The 16,636-nt window shown below is 52.4% G+C and carries 16 protein-coding genes; 9 read left to right on the top strand and 7 right to left on the bottom strand.

From position 1 onward, the window contains the following. Positions 1-10: 10 nt before the first annotated feature. The 3 genes from GZ59_RS14850 to GZ59_RS14840 form a co-directional block, all read right to left on the bottom strand. Positions 11-784, bottom strand: a complete 774-nt coding sequence (locus tag GZ59_RS14850) for a fimbrial biogenesis chaperone (protein ID WP_039292849.1) — start codon at positions 782-784, stop codon at positions 11-13. A 35-nt stretch (positions 785-819) separates the two neighbouring features. Then, a complete protein-coding gene (locus GZ59_RS14845) occupies positions 820-1,356 on the bottom strand; it encodes a Csu type fimbrial protein (RefSeq protein ID WP_039292848.1) in 537 nt (178 codons plus the stop codon). Positions 1,357-1,532: 176 nt separating this feature from the next. Continuing rightward, complete coding sequence (locus GZ59_RS14840) at positions 1,533-2,081, bottom strand: Csu type fimbrial protein (RefSeq protein WP_011094597.1); 549 nt, start codon at positions 2,079-2,081, stop codon at positions 1,533-1,535. Between the two features lie 1,219 nt (positions 2,082-3,300). On the opposite strand from GZ59_RS14840, the gene sixA reads away from it, so the two are divergent. Further along, the gene (gene sixA / locus GZ59_RS14835; protein ID WP_011094596.1) at positions 3,301-3,783 is read left to right on the top strand and encodes a phosphohistidine phosphatase SixA; all 483 of its coding nucleotides are present in this window, start codon (positions 3,301-3,303) and stop codon (positions 3,781-3,783) included. An 84-nt stretch (positions 3,784-3,867) separates the two neighbouring features. Here sixA and smrB read toward each other — a convergent pair whose 3' ends face one another. After that, a complete protein-coding gene (smrB, locus tag GZ59_RS14830; RefSeq protein WP_039292845.1) occupies positions 3,868-4,410 on the bottom strand; it encodes an endonuclease SmrB in 543 nt (180 codons plus the stop codon). Between the two features lie 172 nt (positions 4,411-4,582). On the opposite strand from smrB, the gene prmB reads away from it, so the two are divergent. The 6 genes from prmB (at position 4,583) to GZ59_RS14800 (ending at position 9,242) form a co-directional block, all read left to right on the top strand. Next, entirely contained in the window at positions 4,583-5,515 is a 933-nt protein-coding gene (gene prmB / locus GZ59_RS14825; protein ID WP_039292843.1) for a 50S ribosomal protein L3 N(5)-glutamine methyltransferase, read from the top strand. 87 nt (positions 5,516-5,602) lie between these two features. Continuing rightward, the gene (aroC, locus tag GZ59_RS14820; protein WP_039292840.1) at positions 5,603-6,688 is read left to right on the top strand and encodes a chorismate synthase; all 1,086 of its coding nucleotides are present in this window, start codon (positions 5,603-5,605) and stop codon (positions 6,686-6,688) included. Positions 6,689-6,693: 5 nt separating this feature from the next. Further along, positions 6,694-7,539 carry a penicillin-insensitive murein endopeptidase gene (gene mepA, locus GZ59_RS14815; RefSeq protein ID WP_011094592.1) on the top strand — a complete coding sequence of 282 codons (846 nt, stop codon included), beginning with the start codon at positions 6,694-6,696 and terminating at the stop codon, positions 7,537-7,539. 9 nt (positions 7,540-7,548) lie between these two features. Next, a complete protein-coding gene (locus GZ59_RS14810) occupies positions 7,549-8,349 on the top strand; it encodes a sulfite exporter TauE/SafE family protein (RefSeq protein WP_011094591.1) in 801 nt (266 codons plus the stop codon). 28 nt (positions 8,350-8,377) lie between these two features. Next, positions 8,378-8,923, top strand: a complete 546-nt coding sequence (locus tag GZ59_RS14805) for an elongation factor P hydroxylase (protein WP_011094590.1) — start codon at positions 8,378-8,380, stop codon at positions 8,921-8,923. Between the two features lie 34 nt (positions 8,924-8,957). Beyond that, entirely contained in the window at positions 8,958-9,242 is a 285-nt protein-coding gene (locus GZ59_RS14800) for a YfcL family protein (RefSeq protein ID WP_011094589.1), read from the top strand. A gap of 66 nt (positions 9,243-9,308) precedes the next feature. Here the strand turns inward: GZ59_RS14800 and mnmC are convergent, their stop codons facing one another. Further along, positions 9,309-11,336, bottom strand: coding sequence for a bifunctional tRNA (5-methylaminomethyl-2-thiouridine)(34)-methyltransferase MnmC2/FAD-dependent 5-carboxymethylaminomethyl-2-thiouridine(34) oxidoreductase MnmC1 (mnmC, locus tag GZ59_RS14795; RefSeq protein WP_039292837.1), 2,028 nt, complete (start codon positions 11,334-11,336; stop codon positions 9,309-9,311). A 172-nt stretch (positions 11,337-11,508) separates the two neighbouring features. Between mnmC and fabB the strand changes: the two genes are divergently transcribed. Next, a complete protein-coding gene (gene fabB / locus GZ59_RS14790) occupies positions 11,509-12,726 on the top strand; it encodes a beta-ketoacyl-ACP synthase I (protein ID WP_011094587.1) in 1,218 nt (405 codons plus the stop codon). A 126-nt stretch (positions 12,727-12,852) separates the two neighbouring features. Here the strand turns inward: fabB and flk are convergent, their stop codons facing one another. Next, on the bottom strand, positions 12,853-14,106 hold the full coding sequence (flk, locus tag GZ59_RS14785) for a flagella biosynthesis regulator Flk (RefSeq protein WP_011094586.1): 1,254 nt from the start codon (positions 14,104-14,106) through the stop codon (positions 12,853-12,855). Positions 14,107-14,199: 93 nt separating this feature from the next. Next, positions 14,200-15,078, bottom strand: coding sequence for a DMT family transporter (locus tag GZ59_RS14780; protein ID WP_039292834.1), 879 nt, complete (start codon positions 15,076-15,078; stop codon positions 14,200-14,202). A gap of 321 nt (positions 15,079-15,399) precedes the next feature. On the opposite strand from GZ59_RS14780, the gene pdxB reads away from it, so the two are divergent. Further along, complete coding sequence (gene pdxB / locus GZ59_RS14775) at positions 15,400-16,536, top strand: 4-phosphoerythronate dehydrogenase PdxB (protein WP_039292831.1); 1,137 nt, start codon at positions 15,400-15,402, stop codon at positions 16,534-16,536. The last annotated feature ends 100 nt before the right edge of the window (positions 16,537-16,636 follow it).

The raw sequence follows: 16,636 nt of genomic DNA, 5'->3' as shown, positions 1-16,636 counted from the left end.
AATCGCTCTATCATTCGCGTTTAATCAATATGGGGTCGGTGATATCGATCAGATGGGTAAAGAGTTGCATCGCTGCACCCGGGGGCGATATGCCTGCGGGCAGCGGCCAGCGCATCTCTTGCCCCGGTAGCACATAGCCTAAAAAGCCGTCGGTTAACGTAGTCCGGCTTCCTTTCCCGCTTTGGTCGGCGGACCAATAGACGTTGCTCAGGCGGGCATGTACCACACCTCGGTTACGGACATAAAGGTAGTTTTTCCCACCCACTGCGCTGATTCGCCAGCTGAGCACGGGTAGCGTAGGTTGGGTGTCGGCACGCCGTTTATCTGGGCGAGCATGTGTCCAGATGCCTTGACCATCGAGAAACAAAGGCAACAGATAGCGCATCTGAAATTGCAGCCCCATCTGCGGGGAATTTTGTTGATAGGGCGCGGAAATCTCATCAATGATGATGCGGTAAGCCTGTTCAGTATTGGCGGGAGGCGGGTTGACGCGAATCAGGCGTATCATATTGCGCTTACCCGGCTCCAGCGTCATGAACGGCGGTGTGGCAATCACGTTACTTTGGTCGGCATAACGATCCTGAAAATCTATTTGCTTCCAGGACATGATGCGGATTTGTAGACCGACGGGGGCATCGCCTTTGTTTTCCAGCCACAGCGCCGAGCTATTTTCATCTGACTCAATGACCTGATAAATCGGCCAAACGAGGATAGAACTGGCGGCAAAGCAAGATAGGCTGATACTGCTCAACAAAAAGACCATTGCCCGAATAAAAAACGTCATTTTCCTTTTCATCCTGTATTTATCCTGTTTTATTTTTAATAAGTCAGGCTGACGGTCACGTTATCGGTGTAAATCCCCGCGGGAGGCAGAGGCGTGCCGCCAAAATAGCGGGCATAGACGGTGTAAGTCTGGGGCGTCGCTGGAAAAGAGACGATACTGAGTGCCAGCCCCCCCGTTCCCCATACCAGTGTGCGGGCGGCATCGCGATAAAGCTGGTAGGCCAGTAGCCGCGTTCCTGCCGCATTTTTCAGATAACGTTGCGTGCTGCCGCCGCCGTTGGTGCCGTAGTCCAGTTCAATGATGGCGTTAATGCCCGGCGTACAGGTGGCGATAATCGATCCGCTTCCGCTCGTGCTGGCAACATCAACGTTTGTCGCTGTGGCACCGCGAATCCCGAAGCTAAGCGTGCCCATATTGGGTTGACTGCTTGCTGTACTGGTGCCAAACACACAGCCCTTTTGTATGGTGGCTTCGACGTCAAAGGTGCTGCTAACAGTGAGCGCCATCGTCACCGTGGGTACAAGGGTGCCAAACAGCAGAAGTGACGAAGTCAATACCGATGGAAAACGCATCGCGATACCGATGGCTACTTAGCCTGAATAGCGATACGAGATATGCCTGGAGCCGACTGTGGGGCGTAGGCTGTAAACGCGGAATCGCGCATGAGATGTGGTGACATAACGGCTCCTTACTTTGTTGGTCAGAGACCCTAAAAAGGCCAGCATGCGTGCATGCCGGCCTGTAAAAATTACCATTCGATCGTTGCAGTGACGGTGTCGGTATAAGTACCCGCTGTTGGTGAGAGAACGGTTTGATCTGCGGGTAGAATACGTGCGTAGACCGGAACCAACTGTGGGTTGCCCGTTGCGACAATGGCAATACCGGTTGCAGTACCGATTGGTATCTCAGTGGTGCGAGTTGAGTCGCTGTATAGACGATAAGGTACGTTATAAGTCCCTGTCCCTGGCGCGAGCCTGCGTAACGATGTGTTGTCGTTCGCCCCTGGGCCAATGCTCAATGTTGCTGGTGTGCCGACAGAGCAACTGACCGTAATCCCGTTGCCACTGACGCTGGTAACCTGACTGTCAATATTGGCCGTCAGATCGGAATGGGATCCAAAGCTAATTGTTCCCCATGTGGTTCCTGCGCCTCCACCATTGTTGATCGTGCAGGCAGCCGTAATGGTCAGTGATACGGGGATCTGACCATTAATCGTCACGCTGCTGGCGGTGGGAGAAAGGCCGAATGTGGTGAATAGTGTCGCCAGAATAGGTAATGTTATACGCTTAGAATTCATAACGATTCCTTTATATGCCTCTCACATATTTTCATCGAAAGTGTCTTCACGAAAGAGTCTTGATTTTCGTGAAAACTGCTCGCTACGGTGACTATTACAAAAGAAATCATAACGAGTCGTTTTAATCAGTGCGGATATTTATATGGCATGGGTTCGCCGCTCGGGAAAATGCAGAGAATATATTCTCTTTCCTGATAGTCTGAACCACTGACACAAAGATGTCACACTGCTGAAATATATATCGCTATTACTTTCAGTACTTTCCGCATGGTGAAAATAAATTTATAAAGGAAATGTATTGCTAATTTTCTCTTCCATGGTGATGAATAATGGGAAGCATATAAGAAACAGAAAGACTCTTTGGGCTTTATCGAAAATTGCACGATGGTCCATAAGTAGAAGAGTAATCTATTTTTATTATATGACCTTATATTCCGTATAATTACCTTGTTTATACCCGTAATACTTCAAGTTGCATGTACGTTGGCTACGTTCAAATACTCGGCCCGTCGTGGGCCTCGCCCTAAAGGGCCGCTGCAAGCAGCGTTCAAATCTGCTCCCAGCAGATTTGTCACCCGAATCACTTACCTGAGTAAGCTCATCGGGATTCATTCTCTTGCCGCCTTCCTGAAACTCGAATTATTTAGGGTATATATAAAATGAAGGACAAAAAAACGCTATATAAGATAAAGATAGAAGTAGAGTGGTTGTTTAACAATATTGCAAAATTGATATGCGTTAAAAAAGTGCAAACCATCTATTTTGGTGTTTTTAGTAGTGTTTTGTGCTGATTTTTTATTTTTAATCTGATTTTTAGTAAAATAAATTGATTTGTTTGTAATTGATTATAATGTCCATCTTGATTTTGTGGATATATCTTCCCAAGACAATGTACTCGGCTAAGTGTCTTTAAACCTTTTATTTATCATGTGATTACTGCAGGTAAATGGGAACAGGTCACGATCCAGACCGAAACATGATGTCAGGCGAGTTTATCAGGGCGAGAAACTCAGGTAACCTACAGAGATAAAGCAGGATAGACCTTACATAATTCGAGTCTCAGGTGCAGGATAATTCATGCATATGTAGCTTGGCTTATAGAGAATATACCCTAAATAATTCGAGTTGCAGGACAAAACGTTGACGTTTTGAACAATGCACAAGCAGCTTGAAGTATGGCGGGTATACATCATATATTTCATTAACATAGCGGTGTGATATGCAAGTGTTGATAATGCGTCATGGTGATGCGGTACTTGATGCAGCGAGTGATGCTGTGCGGCCATTGAGCGACGGTGGTCGTGATGAATCTTGTCAGATGGCGTGTTGGTTGAACGAGCAAGATATCGATATTGAGCGCGTTCTGGTGAGCCCTTATTTACGCGCCCAGCAAACGCTCGACGTGGTGAAAAAATCCCTACCTTTGCCGGAAGAAGCGGATTGCCTAAATGAACTGACGCCCGGCGGTGATGCCCAGCTTGTCAGCGATTATCTGCAAACGCTGGCGAGAGAAGGCGTCGGTGCGGTTCTGGTGGTTTCGCATTTGCCGCTGGTGGGCTATTTGGTCGCAGAGTTATGCCAGAATGAATCGGCTCCGATGTTCGCCACGTCTGCTATTGCCTGCGTGAAGGTAGACACTGAATCTGGCAATGGCGTTCTGCACTGGCAAGTTAGCCCAGCACAACTGACTGCGAAACCCTGATTGCTAATCGAGACACTCGGAATTCATACGGTATGAGGCGTGTAGCGTGTTACACGCCTCGGCATGCTTGAGGTATGACGAGGGTTATTCAAGCGAAGGCGCTTCCAGCGCAACCAGCACTAGCAGCGCCGCATTCCCCCCAAATTCTTTTGGCGCCTGATGAAAAGCCAGCACATCAGGGTGCTGTGCCAGCCAGAGCGGCGTTTGTTGCTTGAGGATATGTTTGCCGTGCCCGTGCATCACGCAGGTGCAGTAAACGTGCTCCCGGCGACAGGCTGCCAGCAGCGCACCCAATTCTTGTTTTGCCTGAAGCTGCGTCAGGCCATGTAAATCCAGAAACAGCTCTGGCGAATAATCCCCACGCCGGAGTTTCTTCAATTCATAATGACTGGCGCCAGGGCGGACATAGCGCGTCGGGCCTTCCGTGTCCAACTGCGGCTGAAATTCATCCGAAAAATAAAAACTGGCATCAACCTGTTCTTGTAATGCCCGCTTGGCCGGTAATTCGCCTATTTTCCTGCGCAGCGGTTTATGGGTATAGGTATCCTGACGCAACTTTTTTGTGCCAGTGATTGACGTGCGAAAAAGCTGCAATTCGTCGTCATTCAGCGAATATTTATTACTCATGTTTCATTCATCTTGCGTCAACATTCGAGCAGTTTACCTTGTCTGTCCGCTGTCGCTAAATAAAAGTCTGTATCGGGGCGCGTTCAGTCGGTTATATCTGCTGATTTGTCGCGGGCTTCATGGCAAACTAAGCGCCAATTTCCTAATTCAGAACTGTCTGCGGAGGACACCCTTGGACAAAATTTTCGTCGATGAGGCCGTCAGTGAACTTCATACCATTCAGGATATGTTGCGCTGGGCTGTTAGCCGGTTTAACGCAGCCAACGTCTATTACGGTCACGGGACGGATAATCCCTGGGATGAAGCTATACAGCTAGTATTACCTAGCTTGTATCTGCCGCTCGATATTCCTGAAGATATGTACACGTCTCGTTTGATCACTAGCGAACGGCAGCGCATTGTTGAACGCGTGATCCGTCGCGTCAATGAACGTATCCCAGTCGCCTATCTGACCAACAAGGCTTGGTTCTGCGGCCTGGAGTTTTACGTTGACGAACGCGTACTGGTCCCGCGCTCTCCTATCGGTGAGTTGATCAATAACTACTTTGATGAGCAACTGCCAAAAGCGCCAAACCTTATTCTGGATCTGTGTACTGGCAGCGGCTGTATTGCTATTGCCTGCGCTCAGGCGTTCCCAGAAGCGGAAGTCGATGCGGTGGATATCTCCAGCGATGCGCTGGCGGTGACCGAGCAAAATATTCAGCAGCATGAGCTAGAATACCGAGTAACGCCTATTCGCTCTGACCTGTTCCGCGATTTACCGGCGATTCGCTATGATCTGATTGTGACCAATCCACCGTATGTGGATGAAGAAGATATGTCCGATCTGCCGCAGGAGTTCCGTTTCGAGCCTGAACTGGGACTGGCGGCGGGCAACGACGGTCTGGATCTGGTTCGTCGTATTTTGGCCTGTGCGCCAGACTATCTGAGCGATGACGGCGTGCTGATTTGCGAAGTGGGTAACAGCATGGTGCACCTGATCGATCAATATCCAGAGATTCCGTTCACCTGGCTGGAGTTTGATAACGGCGGTGACGGAGTGTTTATGCTAACCCAATCTCAGCTGATTGATTGCAAAGAGCATTTTAGCGCTTACCGTGATTAAACGGTCATAACGATATTCATCAGCCTTACTGTTTGTGCATCAGCTCAGACGGTAAGGCAGAAACAGAACACATGCGAAGGAGTTGTGATGGCAGGCAACAGTATTGGGCAATTTTTCCGCGTCACTACATTTGGTGAATCCCACGGTATTGCTCTGGGATGTATTGTTGATGGCGTACCGCCGGGTATTCCGCTGACGGAAGCGGATTTGCAACACGATTTGGATCGCCGCCGTCCGGGGACATCCCGCTATACGACGCAGCGCCGCGAGCCCGATCAGGTCAAGATTCTGTCCGGCGTTTTTGAAGGCGTGACAACAGGGACTAGCATTGGTCTGTTGATTGAAAACACCGATCAGCGTTCTCAGGATTACGGTGCGATTAAAGACGTCTTTCGCCCCGGTCATGCCGATTACACCTACGAGCAAAAATACGGCCAGCGTGATTACCGTGGTGGTGGTAGGTCTTCTGCGCGCGAAACCGCGATGCGCGTTGCCGCCGGTGCTATTGCGAAGAAATACCTGCAACAGCAACACGGTGTGAAGGTTCGTGGCTATCTGTCACAGATTGGCGATGTCACCTGCGAGCTGAAAGATTGGGAACAGGTTGAGCAAAATCCGTTCTTTTGCCCAGATATCGATAAGCTGGACGCATTGGATGAACTGATGCGAGCGCTGAAAAAAGAGGGCGACTCCATTGGTGCGAAGGTCAGCGTCGTGGCGGAATTGGTGCCTGTTGGGTTAGGCGAACCGGTCTTTGACCGTCTGGATGCCGACTTGGCTCACGCGCTGATGAGCATCAACGCAGTGAAAGGCGTTGAAATTGGCGATGGTTTTGCGGTTGTCACTAAACGTGGCAGCGAGAACCGTGACGAAATCACACCGGAAGGCTTCCAGAGCAATCATGCTGGCGGCATTTTGGGCGGGATCAGCAGCGGTCAGAACATTGTCGCGCATCTGGCGTTGAAACCGACCTCCAGCATTATGGTGCCGGGGAAAACGATCAATCGTCAGGGTGAAGCGACTGAAATGGTCACGCGCGGGCGTCACGATCCGTGTGTGGGTATTCGTGCAGTGCCGATTGCCGAAGCGATGATGGCGATTGTGTTAATGGATCACCTGTTGCGCCAACGCGCACAGTGTGGGGATGTGAACAGTCAGGTTCCTCGCTGGTAAAAATAATGAAACAAGGGTTAATCGGGGTTCTCGCGCTGGCGCTGGGTGCGACGCTGTTGTCGAGTGCGGTATGGGCGAAAACGCCCTGGCAGGAGATCGCGCATCCGGTCGCGGGTACGCCGCAGTCAATTGGTAGTTTTTCCAATGGCTGTATTATCGGTGCCCAGCCATTGCCGTTGCAGTCTCTGGATTATCAGGTGATGCGCGTCGATCAGCGCCGCTATTTCGGTCACCCCGATCTTCTGGCGTTTATTCACCGCCTGAGCACCGAGGTGAAGCGCACGACTTCAGGGAATGTGCTGGTGGGGGATATGGGAATGCCTGTCGGTGGACGTTTCAGCAGCGGCCACGCCAGTCACCAATCCGGGCTGGATGTGGATATCTGGCTGCAATTACCCCGACAGCGCTGGAGTGAGCAACAGTTGCTGAAACCGCAGCCTATCGATTTGGTTAACGCCAGCGGACTTAACGTCAACCCGCGTGTTTGGCGACCGGAAGTTACTACGTTGATCAAGACTGCCGCTCTGGATAGCGACGTGACGCGCATCTTCGTCAATCCGGCGATTAAAAAACAGCTGTGTGCCGAAGCAGGTCACGATCGTGACTGGTTGCGTAAAGTACGTCCTTGGTTTGCGCATCGTGCGCACATGCACGTGCGTTTGCGCTGCCCGGCAGACAGCCTGGAGTGTCAGGAACAGAGCGAACCACCCATCGGTGACGGATGCGGTGCTGAGTTAACCAGTTGGTTCCAGCCGAAGCAGCCGAGTAGCGAAGCGCCAGAGAAAACGACACCGCCACCGTTGCCGCCTTCTTGTCAGGCATTACTCGACAGACATTTTGCCGCGAGATAACGAATAACGATGGATTGGTTAGTGCTTGGGCCAGATATGCTGGTCGTGCTGTTTTTTGTCGGGGCGTTGGCCGGGTTTATTGATTCGATTGCAGGTGGCGGTGGGTTATTGACGATCCCTGCCTTGCTGGCGGCGGGCTTGTCTCCGGCGCAGGTGCTGGCAACGAATAAGCTTCAGGCCGTCGGCGGATCCTTTTCCGCCAGCCTGTATTTCATTCGTCGTCGCGCGGTGAATCTGGGTGAGCAGAAACTGGCTATTGCGCTGACATTTATCGGTTCCACCTTTGGTGCCTGGCTGATTCAGCAAATCCACGCCGATTTTCTACGTCAGCTGTTGCCGTTTCTCATTATTGGCATCGGCCTCTACTTTTTACTCACGCCCAAAATCGGCGATGAAGATCGGCAGCGTCGCCTGTCGCCGCTTCCGTTTGCGATTGTAGCAGGCGGCTGCGTCGGCTTTTATGACGGTTTCTTTGGCCCCGGTGCCGGGTCGTTTTACGCCCTGGCCTTTGTCACCCTATATGGCTTCAATCTGGCAAAAGCGACGGCGAATGCCAAAATCCTGAACTTTACCTCCAACTTCGGCGGGCTATTGTTTTTTATGCTCAGCGGAAAAGTGGTCTGGGTGGTCGGGGGTGTGATGCTGATCGGACAGATCCTCGGTGCGCGGCTTGGTGCCAAAATGGTGATGACGAAAGGGCAAAAGCTGATTCGTCCTATGCTGGTGCTGGTTTCCGCCATTATGAGCAGCAAGCTGATTTATGACAGTCATGGGCATGCGATTGCTGCCTGGCTGGGACAATTTTTATGACAATAATTTTATGATAACAACAGATAACATGACAACAACGCACCATTATCAACAACTGGTTGATATTTTTAATGATTGTTTTGGCGATGAATACAATACCCGTCTGATAAAAGGCGACGATGAACCGATTTATCTGCCAGCAGATAATGACATTCCGTATCACCGGATTGTGTTTGCCCATGGTTTTTATGCCAGTGCGCTGCACGAGATTTCCCACTGGTGCATTGCCGGCGCACAGCGGCGTTTGCAGGTCGACTTCGGCTACTGGTACTGCCCCGATGGCCGCGATGCCACGACGCAAAGCCAATTTGAAGTGGTGGAGATTAAACCTCAGGCCTTCGACTGGCTATTCTGCGTCGCAGCGGGCTTTCCGTTTAACGTCAGCTGCGACAATCTGAACGGCGACGGTGAGCCAGATCGTATTGATTTCCAACGACGTGTGCATGCGCAAGTGATGCAGTATCTGGACGAAGGGATTCCTGCGCGCCCAGCAAGCTTTATTCGCGCGTTACAATCGTTTTACAATACGCCACCGCTGACGGCGGCGAGCTTCCCGTATCCAGCCGATCTGTGATGAGCGGGAACTGCAAAAAAATTGAGGATAAGAAATGATCGCAGAATTTGAAACGCGCATTCTGGCGCTGATTGATGACATGGTAGAGCATGCCAGCGACGATGAGCTTTTTGCCGGTGGCTATTTGCGTGGTCATCTGACGGTGTCGGTTGCAGAAGTGGAAGAGCACGGTGAACACACGCTTGAAGCTCTGCATATGCGCGTTAGTAACAGCATTAATAACGCGATCAAAAACGGTGAACTGTCACCGCCGGATCAGGTGCTGGTTAACGGAATGTGGGAACGTCTGTTCCAGCAGGCGCAAACTAGTACGCACTGATTTCATCTGTGCTAACCGCCAATTTGTCAGTGCTGGCTCAGTAGAGCCAGCACATCCTCTTCCCCATTAATCGTGTGTTACGGGTTTGCCTTTCAGCAGTTTCCTTATCCAGAATCTATTCGGGTTTAGCGCAGCGAGCGTGTCACGATCCAGCGGTAGTGGTTCGGCATACATCTGCGAAGCCAAAATTTCCGCTGCGAGTGGGGCAGAACATAGCCCGCGTGAGCCTAGCGCACCGATAATAAACAGATCCTGCCAATAAGGTGCGCTTGACACTGTGTCGGCGCGGTGCTGTGGATGCAGCCGATTTTCATACCCTTTCAGCGTTTGCTCATAGTTCGGAACGGCCCCAATTAGCGGCAGATGGTCACGCAGCGCGCAGCGAACGCCTTGACGAGCCTGCGCATCGCTGACATCGACGGTTTTGGCCCAGTCTGCATTAGGCAAACAATTCAGCAACCGTTGACGGTTCTCCTGTTGTTCTTCCTCCCGATAATCACCGTGCGCTTGGCCGCGTAGGTAGCTCGCCCCGATACAGTGCGTTTGATGTTGCGGACTCACCGGCGTCAGGTAACCGTCGTAGCACAACACCTGCTTTAATTGCCCTAGGACAGGGTTCGTCGGGATGTGGCTAACTTGCCCACGCACGGCGTAGCCGGGCAAATGGCGGGTTTGTGGCCAGTCGGTAATGTGGTGGCCATTCGCCAGCACCACAACGGCATGGTTGACCTGTTGACCCGCACTTAAGGTGAGCGCCCAGCCGCTGCCCGTTTTTTCCAGCGCGGAAACGGTGGTACTCATTTGTACCGACAGGCCGTTCTGCTGTGCCAGCTTCAGCGCAGCGGCTGTTAGTTCTGCCGGACACAGCCAACCGCCGTCGGGATAGGTGATGCCATTTACCCCGGGATTCAGGCCACTCTGTTTTTCCAGTTGCTGTGCATCCACGCTAACGACTAGCTCTTCCGGCCATTCCCCTTGCAAAATCTGTTCGATTTTACGCGCGCTTTTTTCATCCCAGGCGAGCTGGCTGACGCCGCACCACTGGTGTTCAAATTCAAGCCCCTGTTGCGCCAGCGCCGAGTAGCTGCGGTGGGCAAAGTCAAAGGCGAGCGAGAAAAAGCGGGACACCGCATCGTGTCGGTTATTCAGCAGAGGATACAGCGCGCCCTGACGATTGCCTGATGCGCCGGTGGCAGGCTGTGACTCCGCGCAGTAGAGCGTGACGTTTGCGCCGCGCCGTTGCAGAGCCAGTGCAGTAAGCACGCTGGCGATGCCGCCGCCAATAATCGCAATATCGTCAGTCGTGCTGGCAGCGGGACGTGAATACCACGGTGTCGGCGAGGTAATGGGAAGTGCATCGGGAAGCATGCCACTCAGCATTTCCCGCTTCTGCCCGAAGCCTTTGACTTTACTGACGTGAAAGCCCGCCTGTTGTAGACCGCGTCGCACAAAGCCTGCGGCGGTAAAGGTGGCGAATGTCCCTTCTTTACGACACAGACGAGCCATCGCCTGAAACAAATTATCCGTCCACATATCTGGGTTTTTGGAGGGTGCGAAGCCGTCCAGAAACCAGGCGTCAACCTGATGGTTCTGGGTGTCATCCAACTCAGGCAATATGACGTTGACGTCACCGAACCATAAATCGAGCGTGATGCTGCCTTGCGCCAGAATCAGACGGTGACAACCCGGCAGCGCCAACGGCCACTGCTGGCGCAACTCATCCGCAAATTCTGCCAGCTCCGGCCACTGCGCGTGTGCGGCAGCCAGATCGTGCTGACGCAGGGGGAATTTCTCGAAGCTGATGAAATGCAGATGTCGCAGTGTTGCCTGCGGCTGCTGTTGACGAAAGTGAGCAAAGGCTTGCCACAACGTAAGAAAATTCAGGCCGGTGCCAAAGCCGGTTTCCGCTATCACGCAGGCTGTGCGCGGGTGCGTGCCGAATCGTTCAGGAAATTGATTGCCCTGTAAAAACACATAACGGGTTTCGGCCAACCCATCCTGATTCGAAAAATAGACGTCATCAAACTGTTGCGATACAGGTGTACCCTGAGCGTTCCAACTTAACGATGCGTGTTGGATGGGAAGGTTAGCCACGGCAAAAGCTCATTATTCAAGTGATGGCGAGATTTTAACGAGCTGAATATCGTGGTGCAAATTTAGCAATAATTTCGCGATAGTTCGGCTGATCGGACTTGTTCAGCTTACAACTGTACGCTAAAGTGCGAAGCGAAATCCCAAACTCTATAAGTGGAAGAAGAGGTATTAAATGAAACGTGCAGTGATTACTGGCCTGGGGATCGTATCAAGCATTGGTAATAACCAGCAGGAAGTTCTGGCATCATTGCGGGAAGGCCGCTCGGGTATTACTTTCTCTCAAGAGCTGAAAGATTCCGGCATGCGTAGTCACGTCTGGGGGAATGTCAAACTGGACACCACTGGCCTCATCGACCGCAAAGTTGTGCGTTTTATGAGTGATGCATCGATTTATGCCTACTTATCCATGGAGCAGGCGATTAAAGATTCTGGGCTGTCTGATGAGGTGTATCAGAATAACCCGCGCGTAGGCCTGATTGCCGGTTCCGGTGGCTCTGCGCGTTATCAGGTATTTGGTGCTGACGCGATGCGCAGCCCGCGTGGCCTGAAGGCCGTTGGCCCTTATGTGGTGACCAAATCGATGGGTTCTGCAGTATCTGCCTGTCTGGCAACACCGTTCAAAATTCACGGCGTGAACTACTCCATCAGCTCTGCCTGTGCGACTTCTGCACACTGCATCGGTAACGCGGTTGAGCAAATTCAGATGGGTAAACAGGATATCGTGTTCGCCGGTGGCGCTGAAGAACTGTGCTGGGAACTCTCCTGTGAATTTGATGCCATGGGCGCACTGTCTACCAAATATAATGAGACGCCAGAAAAAGCCTCCCGTACCTATGATACCGGTCGCGATGGTTTCGTGATCGCAGGCGGCGGCGGTATGGTCGTGGTAGAAGAATTGGAACACGCGCTGGCGCGTGGTGCGCATATCTACGCAGAGGTGGTCGGCTACGGCGCGACGTCTGACGGTGCGGATATGGTTGCGCCATCAGGCGAAGGTGCGGTGCGCTGTATGCGGATGGCGATGAACGGTGTTGATACGCCGATCGATTACCTGAACTCTCACGGTACTTCTACGCCGGTTGGCGATGTGAAGGAGCTGGGTGCGATTCGTGAAGTGTTTGGTGATAACTCGCCTGCTATCTCTGCGACGAAAGCGATGACCGGTCATTCTCTCGGTGCTGCAGGCGTTCAAGAAGCCATTTACTCCCTGCTGATGTTGGAACACAGCTTCGTTGCACCGAGCATTAACATAGAAAATCTGGACGAGCAGGCCGCTGGCCTGAATATTGTGACTGAACCGATGGAGCGTAAACTGACCACGGTGATGTCTAACAGCTTCGGTTTCGGTGGTACGAACGCGACGTTGGTGATGAGAAAACTCGATAAATAATCGGCTTTTCACACAGAGATTATCATTCAAATAAATAAAACCCCGCAGGCACAAGCCGCGGGGTTTTTGTTTTTTGGATGGTGGCAGTGATGATGAACTGCAATCGTAGCCGAACCGGTATGGCGCTTAGATCAGCACCCAGAGCAGAAACGCAGCTATGCAGGTACTGACAATCACCAGAAACATCGGCTTATGGAACAGGGATTGCCAACTGAGCGGCAGCGAGGCAATCAACGGGTTAAACAGCGGATGCAGCAACTGTGAGGTTGCCGTCCAGTCCGTTTCCTGTGAGCGCTGAATACGTTGTGTAAACAGGAACGTCAGCAGATCGCTGACCTGCATCGGCGTCAACGGGGTTTGTAAGCCGATATTGAAGCGATTCTGTGTGTAATCCATCAATAATTGCTGTTCCTGCGTGGTCATTGGCTGCTGTAACAGAGCCTGCAACGGAGCAAGGTTCGGGGAAAGCAGCACGTTCTGTGTCGGCAGCGGCTGTGATGATAGATTCGTTGTTGATGCTTGATTTGCGTTTGCCGTGCTAGCGGTATTGGCTGTCAGCGGTTCCGGCGACGCGCCAGCCGTTCCTGCATGGGTCTGCGTTCCTTGTGGCGTCAAGGTGGTGCGAAGCAGCGTCTGCGTCTGTTGCAGCTCAACTTGTGCTTGCAGGAATTGCGTGAGCAGCGGCAGATGCTTTAACGGGATCGCGTCGCCTACGTTAAGATTCTGCATCATCATCAGATTGCTCAACACTCTCGCTGGCTGTTCCCCAGTCATAGTTGCTAACCGGGTGACTAACTGATTCAAGCCGCGTTGTTCCACTGGAGAGAGCGGACGTTCGGGCGAATTGGCAGCCTGAGCCGCTTGCGGCGCTGTGGCTGATGCCGTTGACTGCGGAATTTGCCCATTTTGCAGTAGCGTAACAACCTGCTGTAGCTGTGTTTTATTCAGCGCGCTTAGCGTGGTGCTGCCGAACTGCTGCCGGATGAAATCACTGACTGCCTGACGATTATTGCCCTGAGACAGCATATCTGTCAGACGTTGGAGCAACGGCTGGCGGCCGCTGTTATCTTGCGCCTGTGTTAGACGCGTCTGAAGTATCTGCTCGGCTGGTTGGTAGTGGCGGGACAGCAGCTCATTATTTTCTGCCAGCCCTAACCCCTGTTTTACCGTCGTCCAGACTTCTGCTGCCTTTGACGTTGTTAGCGCGGCAACTTTAAGCACCAGATTTTCCAGCGTCGTGCGCTGCGCCAGCGTTAATGGTCGATCGCCGTTGGTGGAACCTGCGGCATTAGAGGATGATGTTGAGGTCGACGATGTGGTTGTCGGCATAACCGAGCGTTCGCCGGGCAGCGGGGCACCTGGGCCACTTACAGGTTGCATATTGGTTATCCTCACTGCCGTCATGATTGAGATGAATCATAGCAATCTCCCGTGACGGCCGATAGTCATGCGTCGCCTAAAACGACACGAATCTCATGAGGCACGCCCTAGCGGGATACGCAAACGTTGGGCGAGGATAACGCCGAGTAACGTGATGCCACCGCCAACCAGATGATAATGGTGCAAAGGCTCGTGCAAAAGGCCAATCGCAATCATCGCCGTAAAGATCGGCGTCAGGTTCATAAAGATGGCGGCCTTGCTGGCCCCCAGACGCATCACTCCCTGAATCCACAAAAAAGGTGCAATGATTGAGGCCATGATGCCAGCGAAAACCACCAGCGGCAGGTTTTCGCCGTTGAGCTGCACATTGTCCGTCAGCAAGAAATTTGGAATCAGTACTATCACGCCAAAGGCAATTTGCACGTAGAGCGATACCCAGTTAGGCAGCGGGATGCTCCAGCGTTTGGTCAGCACACCATATATTGCATAGGACAACGCGGCACAAAACATCATGAATTCACCGGGGCCGATGCCCTGTGCCAGAATCTGTTCGGGGTGCCCGCCGCTGATCAGCCAGACAATCCCTGCCAGCGACAGCAGACTACCGAGCAACACGCCCAGCGTGGGCGCTACGCGCAGCAGAGGAATGCTGAGCAAGACGGTGAGTAACGGCACGAGCGACCCCATGATCCCCATCATCACGGCGCTGATCGTGTGTGCGGCGTAGTAGGCCAGACTTTGATACAACACCATGCCGAGCAGACCCAGCACCAGCAGCTTCCATGCATGTTGGCGAATGGCCGCAGCATGGTGGCGAAGGCCTGGCAGCATGAACGGCGTCATGACGATAAACGCCAGTAACCAGCGGTAAAATGAAATGGCGGCTGGGTCGATGACGGTAGCGGAGAGCTTGTTGACAATGACATTAACTGACCAAATCAGGACGGCGATGATGGGAAATAGGGCGTTCAACGTGGGTTTCTCATAGCGAACCAGACGGAAAATGCACCGGTTGCCAGTCTGGTAGATAAAAATGGGGCAAGTGCGGCAATGGCAAACAACATAACAGAGCCATGTGATGACTATCAACCTTGTAGGGCCGCCTCTTAACGCAGTCTAGATATGGATCTGCCGCGGTAAATTGCCACCTATCGTGGGATCGATAGCGGTGTAGTATCGATATGAACCGATGGAGGAAAGATATCGCATCGTAATTGCCTTGGGTTTCTACACCATTCGGTGGCAAAATATCTCCCTGCTTTTTTTGGCTGGCTACAGGTACCGGAGAAAACAATGAAGATTCTGGTTGATGAAAATATGCCGTATGCTCGCGAGCTTTTCAGCCGTTTGGGTGAGGTTCAGGCGGTACCGGGACGCCCTTTGCCGCGCGAACTGCTGGCAGGCGCTGATGCACTAATGGTGCGATCGGTTACAAAAGTGAACGCTAATCTGCTGTTTGGCTCGTCGGTAAAATTTGTCGGCAGCGCGACGGCTGGCACCGACCATGTCGATGACACTTGGCTTAACGCCAACGGCATCGCGTTTTCTGCTGCGCCCGGCTGCAATGCTATTGCGGTGGTGGAGTATGTGTTTTCTTCTTTACTGATGCTGGCCGAACGTGATGGCTTCCAACTGCGTGATAAAACTGTCGGCATTGTCGGCGTGGGGAATGTTGGCAGACGCCTTGATGCACGACTGAAAGCCTGGGGCGTAAAAACGCTGTTGTGCGATCCGCCGCGTGCCGATCGCGGCGATGCGGGCGACTTCCTGTCGCTGGAAACGCTGGTGCGTGATGCTGACATTTTGACATTGCATACGCCGCTGTATCTCGACGGGCCGTACCGAACGCATCATTTGGTTGATGCCACCGTACTGAACGCGTTTGCGGACGGACGTATTCTGATTAACGCCTGCCGTGGCCCAGTGGTGGATAATGCTGCCTTGCTTGAAGCGCTGCAACAGGGCAAAAAACTCAGTGTGATTCTTGATGTGTGGGAACCTGAACCTGGATTATCGACCGATCTGCTGGCGCGGGTGGACATCGGCACTGCGCATATCGCCGGTTATACGCTGGAAGGAAAAGCACGCGGCACCACACAGGTTTTTGAAGCCTGGAGCGAGTTTATCGGAACACCGCAGCAGATTGCGCTTTCGTCGCTGTTACCTGAGCCGGACTATGCCGAAGTGACATTAACCGCACCGGTGGATGAGGCGCTGCTAAAACGTCTCGTGCATCTGGTGTATGATGTGCGCCGAGACGATGCGCTGTTGCGTCATGTTGCGCATCAGGAAGGCGAGTTTGATCGCCTACGCAAACATTATCAGGAACGACGCGAATGGTCGTCACTCCATGTCATCTGCGCCGATGTTGAGAGCGCAGATTGTCTGAACGCGCTGGGATTCACCGCGTCAGTGCGGGGCGCACGCTAACGGCGTTCCGCGCGAGCATGACTCTTTTTTATCCATGAACTGACAGAGGGTGTCGCTATCGTCTGTCGGTTACATTCATGATTTGTGTTTCATTCAAAAT

The sequence above is a fragment of the Pectobacterium atrosepticum genome (assembly GCF_000740965.1).
GTDB classification, from domain to species: Bacteria; Pseudomonadota; Gammaproteobacteria; order Enterobacterales; family Enterobacteriaceae; genus Pectobacterium; species Pectobacterium atrosepticum.
Note: the sequence above shows the minus strand (reverse complement) of the source record. Positions and strands in the feature narration are given on the sequence as shown.

What these genes read in the sequence shown, in the direction of transcription:
- GZ59_RS14850 (WP_039292849.1), bottom strand. Translation starts at nt 784, where the DNA reads ATGACGTTTTTTATTCGGGCAATGGTCTTTTTGTTGAGCAGTATCAGC.
- GZ59_RS14845 (WP_039292848.1), bottom strand. Translation starts at nt 1,356, where the DNA reads ATGCGTTTTCCATCGGTATTGACTTCGTCACTTCTGCTGTTTGGCACC.
- GZ59_RS14840 (WP_011094597.1), bottom strand. Translation starts at nt 2,081, where the DNA reads ATGAATTCTAAGCGTATAACATTACCTATTCTGGCGACACTATTCACC.
- sixA (WP_011094596.1), top strand. Translation starts at nt 3,301, where the DNA reads ATGCAAGTGTTGATAATGCGTCATGGTGATGCGGTACTTGATGCAGCG.
- smrB (WP_039292845.1), bottom strand. Translation starts at nt 4,410, where the DNA reads ATGAGTAATAAATATTCGCTGAATGACGACGAATTGCAGCTTTTTCGC.
- aroC (WP_039292840.1), top strand. Translation starts at nt 5,603, where the DNA reads ATGGCAGGCAACAGTATTGGGCAATTTTTCCGCGTCACTACATTTGGT.
- mepA (WP_011094592.1), top strand. Translation starts at nt 6,694, where the DNA reads ATGAAACAAGGGTTAATCGGGGTTCTCGCGCTGGCGCTGGGTGCGACG.
- GZ59_RS14810 (WP_011094591.1), top strand. Translation starts at nt 7,549, where the DNA reads ATGGATTGGTTAGTGCTTGGGCCAGATATGCTGGTCGTGCTGTTTTTT.
- GZ59_RS14805 (WP_011094590.1), top strand. Translation starts at nt 8,378, where the DNA reads ATGACAACAACGCACCATTATCAACAACTGGTTGATATTTTTAATGAT.
- GZ59_RS14800 (WP_011094589.1), top strand. Translation starts at nt 8,958, where the DNA reads ATGATCGCAGAATTTGAAACGCGCATTCTGGCGCTGATTGATGACATG.
- fabB (WP_011094587.1), top strand. Translation starts at nt 11,509, where the DNA reads ATGAAACGTGCAGTGATTACTGGCCTGGGGATCGTATCAAGCATTGGT.
- flk (WP_011094586.1), bottom strand. Translation starts at nt 14,106, where the DNA reads ATGCAACCTGTAAGTGGCCCAGGTGCCCCGCTGCCCGGCGAACGCTCG.
- pdxB (WP_039292831.1), top strand. Translation starts at nt 15,400, where the DNA reads ATGAAGATTCTGGTTGATGAAAATATGCCGTATGCTCGCGAGCTTTTC.